General features: G+C 65.7%; 11 protein-coding genes. 7 read left to right on the plus strand and 4 right to left on the minus strand.

Annotated features, from left to right (window positions below; all coding sequences use genetic code 11):
- Positions 1-72: 72 nt before the first annotated feature.
- From NA5_RS32140 to NA5_RS32155, 4 genes are all read left to right on the plus strand, one after another.
- Entirely contained in the window at positions 73-3,525 is a 3,453-nt protein-coding gene (locus NA5_RS32140) for a serine/threonine-protein kinase (protein WP_062992774.1), read from the plus strand.
- Between the two features lie 235 nt (positions 3,526-3,760).
- On the plus strand, positions 3,761-5,902 hold the full coding sequence (locus NA5_RS32145; RefSeq protein ID WP_218020202.1) for a polyprenyl synthetase family protein: 2,142 nt from the start codon (positions 3,761-3,763) through the stop codon (positions 5,900-5,902).
- A complete protein-coding gene (locus NA5_RS32150) occupies positions 5,902-6,504 on the plus strand; it encodes an ABC transporter ATP-binding protein (protein ID WP_062992794.1) in 603 nt (200 codons plus the stop codon). Before NA5_RS32145 ends, NA5_RS32150 begins: the two co-directional genes overlap by 1 nt.
- Positions 6,504-7,307 carry an ABC transporter permease gene (locus NA5_RS32155; RefSeq protein ID WP_062992776.1) on the plus strand — a complete coding sequence of 268 codons (804 nt, stop codon included), beginning with the start codon at positions 6,504-6,506 and terminating at the stop codon, positions 7,305-7,307. Before NA5_RS32150 ends, NA5_RS32155 begins: the two co-directional genes overlap by 1 nt.
- Before the next feature lie 60 nt (positions 7,308-7,367).
- On the opposite strand, the gene NA5_RS32160 is transcribed toward NA5_RS32155, so the two are convergent.
- Positions 7,368-9,389 carry a polyprenyl synthetase family protein gene (locus tag NA5_RS32160; protein WP_218020203.1) on the minus strand — a complete coding sequence of 674 codons (2,022 nt, stop codon included), beginning with the start codon at positions 9,387-9,389 and terminating at the stop codon, positions 7,368-7,370.
- A gap of 255 nt (positions 9,390-9,644) precedes the next feature.
- Positions 9,645-10,109, minus strand: coding sequence for a MarR family winged helix-turn-helix transcriptional regulator (locus tag NA5_RS41485; RefSeq protein ID WP_169811393.1), 465 nt, complete (start codon positions 10,107-10,109; stop codon positions 9,645-9,647).
- A gap of 133 nt (positions 10,110-10,242) precedes the next feature.
- Here NA5_RS41485 and NA5_RS32170 point away from each other — a divergent pair, with 133 nt between their 5' ends.
- Positions 10,243-11,097, plus strand: coding sequence for an SDR family NAD(P)-dependent oxidoreductase (locus NA5_RS32170; protein WP_062992778.1), 855 nt, complete (start codon positions 10,243-10,245; stop codon positions 11,095-11,097).
- Positions 11,098-11,332: 235 nt separating this feature from the next.
- Here the strand turns inward: NA5_RS32170 and NA5_RS32175 are convergent, their stop codons facing one another.
- Both NA5_RS32175 and NA5_RS32180 read right to left on the minus strand, forming a co-directional pair.
- Positions 11,333-11,545 carry a DUF397 domain-containing protein gene (locus tag NA5_RS32175; protein ID WP_062992796.1) on the minus strand — a complete coding sequence of 71 codons (213 nt, stop codon included), beginning with the start codon at positions 11,543-11,545 and terminating at the stop codon, positions 11,333-11,335.
- A complete protein-coding gene (locus tag NA5_RS32180; protein ID WP_084484587.1) occupies positions 11,535-12,647 on the minus strand; it encodes a helix-turn-helix domain-containing protein in 1,113 nt (370 codons plus the stop codon). The genes NA5_RS32175 and NA5_RS32180 overlap by 11 nt, the downstream gene beginning before the upstream one ends.
- A 29-nt stretch (positions 12,648-12,676) precedes the next feature.
- Here NA5_RS32180 and NA5_RS32185 point away from each other — a divergent pair, with 29 nt between their 5' ends.
- Positions 12,677-13,042, plus strand: coding sequence for a hypothetical protein (locus NA5_RS32185; RefSeq protein ID WP_218020204.1), 366 nt, complete (start codon positions 12,677-12,679; stop codon positions 13,040-13,042).
- Entirely contained in the window at positions 13,042-13,371 is a 330-nt protein-coding gene (locus NA5_RS32190) for a hypothetical protein (RefSeq protein WP_062992781.1), read from the plus strand. The genes NA5_RS32185 and NA5_RS32190 overlap by 1 nt, the downstream gene beginning before the upstream one ends.
- The last annotated feature ends 205 nt before the right edge of the window (positions 13,372-13,576 follow it).

The following is a 13,576-nucleotide window of genomic DNA, read 5'->3' on the forward strand; positions in this document are numbered from 1 at the left end:
GGTCAGGGTGGCAGCCCGCCGTGAACGCGCGGATTTCCGGGAAGTCTGCGCCGATGATCGGCTGAGCGGTCGGTGTCCGAAGGTAGTGCCGAGGGGACGCAACGCGACCTGACTTTCGGCCTCGCAGCGGAACTGGCTGCGGCCGGGTTTGCCGACGCCCAAGAGATCGGCCGCGGCGCATTCGGCATCGTGTACCGGTGCACCGACTCCGCACTCGATCGGGACGTGGCAGTCAAGGTGCTCGGCTCCACGGTCGAGGATGAAGACCGCACCCGCTTCCTGCGCGAACAACGTGCGCTGGGGAAGTTCTCGACCCATCCCAATATCGTCCAGGTACTGACGACCGACGTCACCGCGACCGGACGGCCGTTCATCGTGATGCCCTTCCATCCCAGGGGTTCACTCGACGCACGGATTCGCACGGACGGACCGTTGTCGTGGCAGGAGGTGCTGGCCGTTGGCGTGAAGCTGGCGGGCGCACTGGCGACCGCGCACGCTTGTGGCGTCATCCATCGCGACGTGAATCCCGCCAACGTGCTGATCAGTGACTACGGTGAACCGCAGCTGGCGGACTTCGGTATCGCGCGCGTCGGCGGCGCGTTCGAGACAGCGGCGGGCATCGTCGCGGGCACCCCGGCCTACACGGCTCCGGAGGTGATACGCGGCGATCCTCCGTCGGTTCGCTCCGATATCTACGGGCTCGGCGCGACGCTGTTCACGGCGCTCACCGGCCATGCCGCGTTCGAGCGCCAGGCGGGGGAGTCGATGGTGGCGCAGTTCGTGCGCATCACCTCTGAACCCGTCCCCGACCTGCGTTCCGCCGGTGTACCGGCAATGGTGTGCGCGGTCCTGGAAGCCGCGATGGCCACCGACCCCGCCGACCGGCCCGCCACCGCCCGAGAGTTCGGCGAGCGGATGCGCACCGTGCAGTTCTCCTGCGGGCTGCCGGTGGACACGATGCCTGCCCCGGAACACGACGGAGCCGTCGAAACCGGATCGGTCGCGGGCAGTGGGCCGATCCCGTCGAGCACGTCGAGCACCGCGACCGCGTCGCGGCCGCAATCGGCCCCGACGACCCGGTTCCGTCCACCGACGACGCTGCGCAGGTTGGTCGATCGCCCGCGGTTGCTGGAGATCTTGCGGGAGGGACAATCCAGGCGGCTGGTCCTCATTCATGGCCCGGCCGGTTTCGGCAAGAGCAGTCTGGCCGCGCAGTGGGCGCACGCCCTCGAAGTGGACGGCGTCCGGGCCGCCTGGTTGGCGATCGCGGAGGACGACAACAATGTCGTGTGGTTCCTGAGTCACTTGGTCGAGGCGATTCGGCAGGTTCGCCCGACGCTGGCGATCGAGCTGACGCAGATTCTCGAGGAGCGTTCCGCCAGCGCGGCGCAGCAGGTGATGACGGCCCTGATCAACGAGATCGACGACAGTGCGGAGCCTGTTGCCGTCGTGATCGACGACTGGCATCAGGTGACCAGTCCGGCGACCCTCGCCGCGATGGAGTTCCTGCTCGACAATGGATCCGACCACCTGCGATTGATTGTCACCAGCCGCACTCGCACCGGACTTCCGTTGGGGCGCATGGGCGTTCAGGACGAACTGGTGGAAATCGACGAGACCGCATTGCGTTTCGATTCCGGGGAGACGACGGATTTCCTGGTCGGTGTGAAGCGATTGCACCTGTCGAACGCCGACGTCGACCGGCTGCGCGAGTCCACGGAGGGCTGGGTGGCGGCGCTGCAGCTCGCCTCGCTGTCGCTGCGCGGCAAGGAGGATCCGGGGGCCTACCTGGACCAGATCACGGGCCAGCACTACGCCATCGGCGAATACCTGATGGAGAATGTCGTCGGCGCGCTCGAACCGCCGATGCTCGACTTCGTCATGCGGACCGCGGTCACCGACACCATCTGCGGGGATCTCGCGGAGGCGTTGACCGGAGTGCGGTCCGGGCAGGAACAGCTCGAGGAGGTGCGGCGCCGAGACCTGTTCCTGCGCGCCATCGATGACGAGCTGCGGTGGTTCCGCTATCACGCGCTCTTCGCGGACTTCTTGCGCCGCAGGCTGATCCGGCAGCATCCAGGCTTGCTCGAACAGCTCCACCTGACCGCGTCGACCTGGTTCACCGAGCACGAAATGGTCACCGAAGCCGTGGATCACGCACTCGCGGCCGGTGCCGCCGAGCGGGCGAAACAACTGGTGCAAGCACACGCCGACACGCTGATCGAAGATTCCCGCATGGCCACCTTCCTGGGGCTGGTGAAGAAGCTGCCCGCCGAGATCACCGTTGCCGATCCACGGCTGCAACTGTCGGTGGCCTGGGCCAACATCTCGCTGCAGCGCCCCGCGGCCACCCGGACCGCGCTGGATCGCGTGGACGCGGCACTGGCCACCGCCGCACCGGACGATCCCGAGACCGCGGATCTGCGCATCCAGGCCGATGTGACGCGAGCCGCGGAATACCTTGTGACGGACCGGTTCAAGGATTTCCCGGATGCCGCCGTGGCATGGCTGCAGCAGCCGGTTCGACCGTTCTTCGCCAGCGTCGCGGCCACCACCGCGGAAGCGGCCGCCTACTATCGTTTCGACTTTGCCGGTGCCCGCCGCTGGCACGCCTGGGCCGAGCCCTACCGGACCCGCATCAACGGCCCGGCCGGCGTGGTGTACGGCGCCTGCATCGCTGGCGAAGCCGCCGCCGAACAACTCGATATCGCCGAAGCCGAGGCGCTGTTCCGCTCCGCGCTCACCGAGGCCCGCAATACCGGCAGCCAATCCCACGCGACCCGGATGGCCAGCGGTCTGCTCGGCGAATTGCTCTACCAGAAAGGGCAATACGCCGAAGCCGCCGAGCTGCTGGCATCCAGTCCCGGCGTCGCGGCCGGTGCGATGGAATTCCTGGTCGCCACCTACGGGACCGGTGCCAGGCTGACAGCAATGCGCGGCGACCTCGATGCCGCACGGAGACGGTTGGACGAGGGGCAAACGGTCGCGGAGCACATCAGCCTGCCACGGTTGACCGCCCGCATCGTGAACGAGCGAGTCCGACTGGGTCTGCCGATCACCGAGGAGGACCGGCAGACGCTCGAGCACCTGCCCGCGTACCAGCGGCAACCGAACCACCCACTTGCGGTCACCGCCGAACTCACCCACGAGTCGGCGATCCGTCTCCTACTCGCCCAACGGTCACCGGCCGCCGCTGAGCGCTGCGCCGCTGCCGCCGAGCAGATGGTCGCCGAAATCCGCACCCAGCCCCGCCCCCGTGCTCTCCTGCAGGCTCAATTGCTTTATGGCGGTTGCCTTTCCGTCGTCGGACGCATCGATCAAGCGACCGCCTGCCTGACTCCGGCGCTTTCCCGGTGCGCCGAACTCGGTCTGGTCCGACTGGCCGTGGACAGCGCCCCCGCCATTGCCCCGATCGTGGAAGCCATGCTCGCCGCCCCCGAGACACCCGAGCAGCCGCCCCGGCCTTTCCTGCGACAGATCCTGAACGAGATCGACGGAATCAGCGAACGGATATATCGCGAATAGGCCGTGCCAGCGTTGCCAGCGGGGAAACCGTCCGCCGCGTGCGGAAGCACACGGACACCTCCGAAGGCTGTAACGATCTGCATTGGAACGAGTTTCGCTTCATCGACTGGAACCAGGCGCAGCACGGGGCAGGGATCGAGATGCCGACCACGTCGTCCCTTGGACATCCTGATCGTGTCTCGCGACCGAAATGCGAAGCCCCTGATGCCGAGACGGACCGCTAAGGGACCATTAAATGTGGCGTCAAACTGGGCTGATAGCAACAATTTTCGCGCGCTATGGTGTCAAATTTCAACTGCAGCAATGGTGTAGATGGCCGATACCGCCAGTCAGGAGAGCGCGCATGCCCCGTGAGATCGATTCCGCTGTCTTCCCGCACCTGGATGCGGACCTGGACCGTGTCCGTGACGTTCTCGGGCCCATACAGTTTCGCGGCCGCCCCGAGCTGACCGCACTCACTGACGAGGGGCCGGACACGTCTCGTCGGATGGTGCGTCCGACGTTGACATTGCTGTCGTACTACCTGCTCACCGACCCCGCGAACCCCGCCGACGATCGGGCGGTGCGCGCCGCTGCCGGGGTGGAGTTGGTGCATCTGGGGTCGCTGTATCACGACGATGTCATCGATCACGCCGACCAGCGCCGCGGCCGCCCCAGCACCAACGCGGTGTGGGGTTCGCACATGGCCGTACTGGCCGGGGACTGCGTGACGACCTCGGGCACGCGCATGCTGCTCGAACTCGGCCAGCGCGAAGTTCGCGCGGCGACGATCGCGAGTGAGCAGATGTGTGCGGGCATGGTGATCGAGGCCGCCGACCAGCGTGTGGCCTCCCGCACCGAGCAGTCCTACCTGGAGTCGATCGGCGGCAAGACGGCGGCGTTGTTGTCGTTGGCGTGCCAGTTGGGCGCGATGCAGGCAGGCTGTTCGGACGAGCAAGTGGAAGCGTTGGCCGAGTTCGGTCGATATTTCGGGCTGGCTTACCAGTTGTGGGACGACGTCCTCGATGTGACCTCGACCGCCGAGGAGATGGGCAAGCCGGTCAATCAGGATCTGTTCGAGGGCATCTACACCTTGCCCGTGATCCGCGCGGCTGCCCGCGACCGGGATCTTGCCCGTCTGCTGGGCAGGGCAATGACGCGCGAGGACGCCGCCCGTGCTCGTGAGCTCGTGCTCGCATCGGGTGCCGTCGACGAGGCGCGGGCGGTCGCCGAGGATTTCCTGGACCGGGCTGAGGATCAGCTTGCCGGGCTGTCCGTCGGTCCTCGTGCTCGGCACGCGCTGACCGGTTATGCCCGGTCGGTATTGGATCGGCGAACCTCGCGCCCGACGGTGTCCGAGTCCTCGACGCAGCCACCCCACAACGAGGGTGCGGTGGTCTCTCCGCAGGCCATGTCATGGCTGAGGAACTGGATGGTCGACACCGGCCTGGTCGGATCCCCGGCCGAGTTCGATCACCACCACCGGTGGTCAGGGGCGGTCCGGTTCCCGGCGCAGCTCGTGGCCCCGGCGGACGCGGCTCGGGAACAGGTCTTCGTTGGCATGACCGCGCTGATGGTGGTGTGGGATGACTTGTTCGATGATCCGCAGCTGCAGGACCCTGAAGCGGTCACCGCACTGCGGGATGGGTTGGTGGCTGTGCTGCGCCAGGATCGGCAGCAGGCAGGGAGCCCGGGCGCGATCGCGACGGCGTGGTCGAGTGTGTGGCCGCGTCTGCGCGAGGGCCGCACTGTCGAGTGGCAGCAGCGGTTCCTCGACAGCGTCGAGGAGTGGTTCGACGCCTGCGAACGGGAAGCGCACCATCGCATCAACCGCTACATCCCTGCCACTGCCGACTGGCTACCGCTGCGGAACTCGACCGGTGGGTTCGCCATCGCTGTCGCCTTGATCGAGGTGCACCAGGACTGGGAAGTGCCGCCGAGACTGCGGAACCACCCAGTGATCCGTCGACTCGAGGAACTTGTCTGGTGGGTGGCCATGGCGGAGAACGATCTGGTGTCGCTGGATCGGGACGAAGCCGACCATATCCCCTACAACCTGGTCCGGATCATCCGTCACGAGACCGGCTGCACCCGCGGTGAAGCCATCGAGCAGGTGCGGCGCGAGGTGAACGAGAAACGCGCCCGGATCGACGCGGTGAGCCGCTACCTGCCCGCGCTGTTCCGCGTACTTCCTGGCCTCTCCGGGCGAAGGAAGGAGTACCTGTCTCTCTTCGAGAACGCAACGAACGTGGCGTACGCGGTGCCTACCGCCGATCGCTACACCAAACCCTCGCCCTCCACAGCGTCGGAGTTGGAACGCCTGCGCCGCGAGGTCTATCGCTACCCAGCCGCCGATTCGGCTTCGGCCACTGCGTCCGCGGCAACCAAGGGGCGATGATGGAAGTGGAGAACGTCCACCACTCATACGGCAGGCGGTCGGTGCTGCGTGGGATCGACTTCGTGCTGCCCGCGGGGACGTTGGTGGGCATCGTCGGTGAGAACGGGGTGGGGAAGTCGACGCTGTTGCAGGTCCTTTCCGGAGGGCTGCGACCGGACCGGGGAACGATCCGGCACCACGGGCGGTTCGGGTACTGCCCGCAACAGGTAGTGCTGAACGACGCCTTCACTGTTCGCCAGCACCTCGACTTCTTCGCCGCGGCTTATGCCGTTCCCGATCTGCGGCGAGCCGAGCAGACCATGGAGATCCTCCGGTTCTCCGAGTACATCGATGAGCGGGTCGCGACGCTGAGCGGCGGCACCCGGCAGAAGCTCAACCTGACGTTGGCGGTGATGCACGACCCGCAGGTTCTCCTGCTCGACGAGCCATATCAGGGATTCGATTGGGAAACGTATCTGCGTTTCTGGGATCTGGTCACGGAGTTCCGTGACAGCGGTCGGTCGGTTCTGGTCGTCTCGCATCTGGCCCACGACACCGACAAGCTGGATCAGGTGTGGCGGTTGCACGACGGGGTCCTACAGGACAGACAGGAGAAGGCTTGATGAGCAACGGTTTTCGACTGTTTCTGATCGCCACGCGCTACGGCCTCATCGAGCACGCACGTAACCGGTTCGCCATGGTGTTGGTGGCCGCCTTCGTCCCCATATTGATCACTCTTGTGGGCGTGGCCGTCACCGGCGTCGAAATACCGTTCCGGCTCCGGGATACCGGTCTCGTATTGCGCGCCAACGGCAATGAGCTCGCCCAGATCAGCGTTGCCCTGATGGCGGTCTCACTGATCGTCGGGTTCATGATGTTCGCGGCGACCTTCAGCAGTGGCGCATTCGATCGGCGACTGTCGATGGCCGGGTTTCCCCGGGTCGCGCTGGGACTGGCGAAGATTGCCTGCCTGGTGGTGGCGTCCGTGGTTGTCTGCGCGTATGCCACCGCGATCATCTGCTGCTACTGGTCGCCTAGGCAGCCTGTCCTGTTCGCCGCGGCGCTTTTCGGCGCGGCGATGACCTACGGTGCGTTGGGTGTCGCGCTCGGCGCGCTGCTGCGCCGCGAGGTGGAGGGCATGTTCGCCATCGCGATGATCAGCTGCGTCGATATGGCCCTGCAGAACCCGATCGCCAGCGCCGGGGCGGACAGCGATCTGGTGCGCTGGCTGCCCTCCTACGGGGCAATGCAGGCTTCGACCGCGGCCGGTTTCTCCGATACCACGCCATTGCTCGGGTTCGGCGTGCAACTGGCCTGGTTCGCCGCGAGTGCCCTCGTCGGGCTGGTCGCATTCCATCTGCGCACCCGCTCGGCTCTGGGACCCACGATGCTGATCAGGACCCCCGGGCAGCCAGCCGAGCACTGACCGGTGTTCCCGCGCGGGCACCTCACGGTGGGTCGCGCGGGAACCGCGGCGGCGCAGGGCTCAGGAGGCGGTGCGAACCGGGTCGGCAGCCGGGTAGTAGACCTCACGACGCAAGCGTTCCAAGTCCGGCTCCGGCCCTGCGGAAGCGGAGGTTTGCGTATGCCGATCGCTTTGCGGCACCGACAGCGCCATGTTCGTCACGCTTTCGTAGATCCCCGCGTACTTCTTCCTCAGACCGGACAGGCCGGGAAGGATGCGCAGCAGCACGGGGATGTAGCGGATCACCGCGTCGAGCTGCGCGCGGTGCTCCGTCAGCTGACGCTGCACCTGCTCGACGGCTTCACTGCGGCTGCAGCCGGTCTCGTGACGGATGGCCCGGACCAGGTTGTACGGGACTTGGTCGGCCTCGTCCTGATCGACTCCCACCAGGTCGTTCTCCACGAACGCCACAAAGAAGGCGAGTTCCTCAAGACGGCGGAACACGGGATGGCTGCGCAGTGTCGGCGGCAGTTCGAGGTCGTGGTACACCTCCAATAAGGCGATCGCGACGTCGAACCCACTGGTCGATCTCCGCAGCGGCAGATAGTCGGCTGTCGGGGGGATGTAGCCGCTGAGGCGATGGTGCGTTTCGCGTTCGGCGGCTTCGAACCATTCCTGGAGGTTGTCGAGGAACTGTTCTTGCCAGCGGGCGCTGCGGCCCGCACGCAGGCGCGGCCACAAACTCGCCCAGGCCGTCGGGAGCGCGCCGGGCCGCCACGGCTTCTCCGGGTCCTGGCGCAGTGTTGCCACCAAGCCGCGCCTCAGGGCGGTGATGGCTTCCGGCTCCCTCAGCTGCGGATCCTCGAACAGGTCGTCCCACAGAAGACAGAGCATGCCCAAGCCGACCGCGGTCTGTTCACGGGCCGCGTCCGTTGGAGCGACGGCTGGTGTCACGGCTGCCAGGAGCCCGAATGCTCCTGCCCACCGGCGGTGGTTCAACTCGGCCTCGGAGGCGGCAAGTCCGGTGTCCACCAACCAATTCCGCACCCATGACATAACGTGCGGCGGGAACTCCTTCCGGCGGCCCCGGGGTCCCTGCGTCGCGGGTACGGAAACTGCGGGCAGCGGAGTTCGCCGGTCGAGTACGGACCGGGCATAGGCGGTCATCGCGTGGGCCGCGCGTGGGTCGACGGCCAACCCGTCGAGCTGTCCGGCGGCCTGATCGATGAATTCGTCGGCCACCGCTTGTGCTTCCTCCACGGCGCCGGAGGCGATGACGAGCTCACGGGCACGGGCGGCTTCCTCCCCCGTCATTCCGGCACGCAGCAGTCGGGCGAGGCCTCGGTCACGGGCCGCCGCGCGGATCACGGGCAGGGTGTAGATGCCCTCGGGCAGATCCGTGTTGACGGGTTTGCCCATCTCTTCGGCGGTCGAGGTCAAATCGAGGATGTCATCACGCAGCTGGTAGGCCAGTCCGAGATATCGGCCGAATCGGGCCAGTGCCTCTACTTGATCGTCGGGTCGGCCGACCGCAATCGCGCCTACCCGGCAGGCCAGCGAGAGCAGCGCCGCGGTCTTGCCGTCGCTCGCGTCCAGGTAGGACTGCTCACTGCGGGAGGCCACATACTGGTCGGCGGCCTCGATGACCATGCCCGCGCACATCTGCTCACCTGTGCTCGCCCCCGCGAGCGCTTCCCGCCCGCCGAGTTCGGCCAGCATGCGCATGCCCGCGAATAGCGCGGAGTCTCCACCAAGCACCGCGAGATGCGACCCCCACACCGCGTTGGCACTGGGGCGGCGGCGACGCTCATAGGCGTGATCGACGATGTCGTCGTGGTAGAGCGAGCCCAGGTGCAGCAACTCCACCGCAGCCGCCGCGCGCACCGCCCGGTTGTCGGCCGGAGCCGCGGGATCGGTGAGCAGGTAGTACGACAGCAACGTCAACGTGGGCCGGACCAGGCGGCGAGAGGTGTCAGGCCCTTCGTCGGTGAGGGCGGTCAGTTCCGGCCTGCCCTGGAACCGTACGGGTCCGAGAACGTCACGGACGCGGTCCAAGTCCGCATCCAGATATGGGAAGACAGCCGAATCGATTTCACTTGGCACGAGGGCACTCCTGACTGGTTACACCGGTCATCTGCAACACCGTTGGTCAATGGAATTGGACACCAATTCGCGCGGAAGATGTTGGTATCGACCAATTTTGGTGCCTAGTGCGGGAGTGATGCCGGGTGGGAGCGCTGTGGCGGGCAGAGCCGCCGCGATTGTTCCACAGCGGAAGCCGCATTCCACTTTGCCTCCGCCACAGGGGGTTTGGTTTGACCACGCAGCGTGAGTCGATGGGCGGGTGATCGTTGTTCGCTACGGTGATTCGGTATCTGCGGGTGTGGTCGGTGTCGAGGTGATCAGTCGCAGCAGCGTGTTCAGGTCGTGACGCTGGCGTGGGCTGAGTACGTCGAGTGGGGGCACGGTGCTGAAGGCGAGGTCTTCCAGTGTTTGCCGGATGTGCTTGCCGGTGGCGGTCAAGGTGAGCAGACGTGCTCGCCGATCGGTTTGGTGCGGCTGCTTGCGAAGTAGGCCCTGAGACTCCAGACGGTCGACGGTTCCCGAAGTGTTGGACAGGTCCGCGCCCAATCGTGCCGACAGCTCCTTGAGGGTGAGGGGGTCGGCGAGTTCGCGCAGCACCTTCGCTTGCACCGGCGTCACGCCCGCCTGGGCTGTGGCTGCGGCGAAGTGGGTGCGCACCAGCCCCACCGCCTGCTGGAGGGCTTGGACCAGCTCGGCGTTGCTGGGGTTCTCGTCGGAGCCGGTCGGTTGCTGACTCATGTTTCTCACCGTAGCCGCGTCCCAAGACTTGGTGGTGGTTGACCACCATATCTCGCTGTGCATAAAGTAGTGGTAGACCACCACTATTTCGATCCAGCGCTCCCGGAACACAACCAACGCGAGAGGAACGCGCATGGACAAGCATTGCGTCGTTGTCACCGGAAGTACCCGCGGTCTCGGATTCGCTTTGGCCGATGCGTTTCTCGCGGCGGGCTGCGCGGTCGTGGTGTCGGGGCGAACCGAAACCGCGGTCGGCGAATGCATCGAGACGCTGCGCTCGACACACCCGAACGCAAGCGTCGCGGGTTTTGCGGCCGATGTCAGCCGAATCGAGGACGTCGAGTGCCTATTCGCTACCGCCACAGCCGCTTTCGGCCGCGTCGACCTGTGGATCAACAATGCCGGACTCGGCCGACACCCCGCACCTCTGGCCGAACTGACAGCGACGGAGATAGCCGACGTCGTAGCGGCGAATCTCACCGGCACCATGAACGGCTGCGTCGTCGCGCTAGCCGGAATGCGAAAGCAGCAGACACCCGGCCAGATCTTCAACACCGAAGGCTTCGGAAGTAACGGCATGAAGCGCAACGGCATGGCGGTCTACGGCGCCACCAAGCAGGCCATCCGCTATTTCACCCGCTCGATGATCAACGAGGTCGCAGGCGGTCCGATTTGCGTAGGCACCATCATTCCCGGCATCGTCGTCAGCGACATGCTGGCCGACCAATACCGCGCGGCCTCCCCCCGCAGACGCGAACTCTACTCAGCCTTCGCCGACCTACCCGAAACCATTGCGGCAGATCTCGTTCCACGGCTACTCGAAAACCAGGAACACGGGGCCGTCATTTCCTGGTTGTCACCGGCCGACATGATCGGACGGATGCTTCGATCCAAGTACAAGAAGCGCGGACTGTTGGCGGCACTTGATATTCCATCGGAGGACAGCGAGCGCGTCGGCAGTGGTGCTCCGGGTTCGACGAGGTCGTGATTCCGTTGAGAGCGACCTCCAATCGCCCCTGGTGGGAGCAAGTGATCGCGGACAAGGGTGAACCCAAGCGAGAAGGCCCCGCCACCAGTGCATTCGCGTGGGATGGGCTTTGTGTTGCGGCGGAGCGGCAGTCGCTCCGGGGTGGACCTGGGTATTTGGATGTGCCGTCATGAAATTGCAACGGCCTCAGTCCATTACGGGTGGACTGAGGCCGTTGGCTGTGGTCGGGGGGCTGTTACGGGGTGGGGTGGGTGAATTCACCGCACCGTACGTCCGCTGCGAAGGCATCCCACTCGCCGGGGGCGAATACCAGTGCTGGGCCGGTTGGGTTTTTCGAGTCGCGGACGCCGACTCTGCCTTCGGCGAGCCAGGCCACCTCGACGCATTGCGCGGCGCTTTCGCTGTAGCTGCTCTTGAACCAGGTCACCCTGGATAGGTCAACGTTCACCACGCTCGTGCTCCTTCGCCACCTGCCGCAGCAGGCTTCTGCTTTCTACCTCGCCTAGACAGGTGTCCTCGATGGCTGTAGCAAGCTCGACATAGTGCCGAACTTCGTCGGGCTTTTCGAGGTACACGTCCTGAGCAGCTCCGCCTTCTATGAATACCACGGTGGGTTCGACGGGTTCCCCTGTCGCGGTTCGGTCGAACTCGAGGATGATGAACGAGCCACGAGGTATTCCCCACGTCAGCCCTGCGCTGTACGGCTGTATTCGCAAGGTGATGTTGGGCCGCTTCGACATCTCGGCGAGGTGCCTCAGCTGAGCGGCCATGATTCTCGGGCTGCCGATCACCCGGTACAGCACCGAAACGTGTAGCAGAACGTTCAGGTGGACTGGATTCGTTCTACGAGTGACGAGGGCTTGTCGTTTCATTCGATGTTCGACGCGCCGGTCGACGTCATCGGGGCTGGTGAATCCGGGGAACGCGGCGATGATCGCTCGTGCATAGTCGCTGGTCTGGAGCAGGCCGGGAATCGTTTGCTCATGGTAGGTGGTGAGTCGCCGTGCTGCCGCTTCGAGCCCGACATACATGCTGAACGCGGTGCTGAAAAGACCGCCGTAAACGTGATACCAGCTCTTGGCTCGGGCTTGGGTCGCGAGATCGACTGCGGCGCGGGTATCTTCGCGTCCGACGTCGTACACCTCGCACAGCGCCTGCACATCCTGCCGCTGGACCTTCTGGATCTGTCCGGTCTCGATGCGCTGCAGCACGGCTCGCGATAGGTCGACCAATTTGGCGGCCTCGGCGATGGTGAATCCGGTTGCTTCGCGTCGATCACGAAGGAACCGTCCGAGCTGGCGGCGCGGCAGGGTTGACGATGGGCCATCCTCTTCGGTGCTGGTCACGGGGGTCTCCTGGAATCGAGTCATATCGGATCGGAAACTGGGCCTGTCTTCATCACGGAACCGAGTTCCGTTCTGGCGCTTTGGAGCAATCGCATTCGAGTTCTCGTTTCGGCTGGCCGCGAGCAGTTGCTGGTGCTGTGCTGTGGGCGGCGCTCGAGATGAGAACTGATGAGGCACGAGACCTGCTCGGCCGCCACCCACCATAATCCATCGACCGAAGGGGCGGAGCGATGATGAACAAGCAAGTGGCAGAACGAGATACCGGGCGATTCGACACGCCGAAAGCTGTCGGATTCGTGCGCGGTGACGTGTCCGGGCTCGCCGCACCACGGCATGCGAGCGCAGTGATGCAGCACGCCGGGCTACTGGGCTATCAGTACGTGTATACGATTCGGCCGCCGCAGGACACTGCCGATCCGATCGGGTACGCCCTCGGCATCGCGGCCGGGCTCGGTGTGGCCGCGATCGTGGTCTACGACCTGGCGCAGGTCGATGATCAACCGGCGCGGGTCTGTGAGGACTTCGATCTCGAAACCGTCTGTCCCGCAACGACCTGGGCGCGGGCCGCGCACCCAGCGATTGAGACGGGGGCGGCCTGATGCGCGAGGACACGATCGTCACGCCGCCGAGGGTTTGCGGACAGGCCGATATCGAGTTGGCGCACGAGCAGATGCGCACGCATCGCGCCTGCCGGATCGGGCGGTGCGTGTGGAAGGCGGCGGCGTATTACACGCTGGTCGATGCGGGTCGACTTGCGCCACAGTCGTTGACGCCGCGTGAGCGTGCCGCCGCGAGGAGGCTCGAGTTCCCACCGCTCGACAGCCAGGTGCATGTGGGCGGTGGGCCGACGTTGCGAACCCTGCGTGAGGTGCTGGACAAACTCAACGAACTAACGATCCCTGGCGCGGACGGCGGTGGCCACGGGTAGTCGGCCCCGGATGAGCGAGCATCGCACCGAGGTGGACGGCTGGCAGGCGATCTGGCGGATCGAAAAATGCTGCATTCGAATGATGTTGGTGCGCAATCTATCCGAATCGACGCCGCTGATGTCTGTGCTGAGCCCGGCTGCCGCGCCGGATCTGGTGCAGGTCCGCGACCGTTTCCCGGAACTGGCGCGGTTGTGGGATGCGGTG

Source organism: Nocardia anaemiae NBRC 100462 (assembly GCF_001612725.1).
GTDB classification, from domain to species: Bacteria; Actinomycetota; Actinomycetes; order Mycobacteriales; family Mycobacteriaceae; genus Nocardia; species Nocardia anaemiae.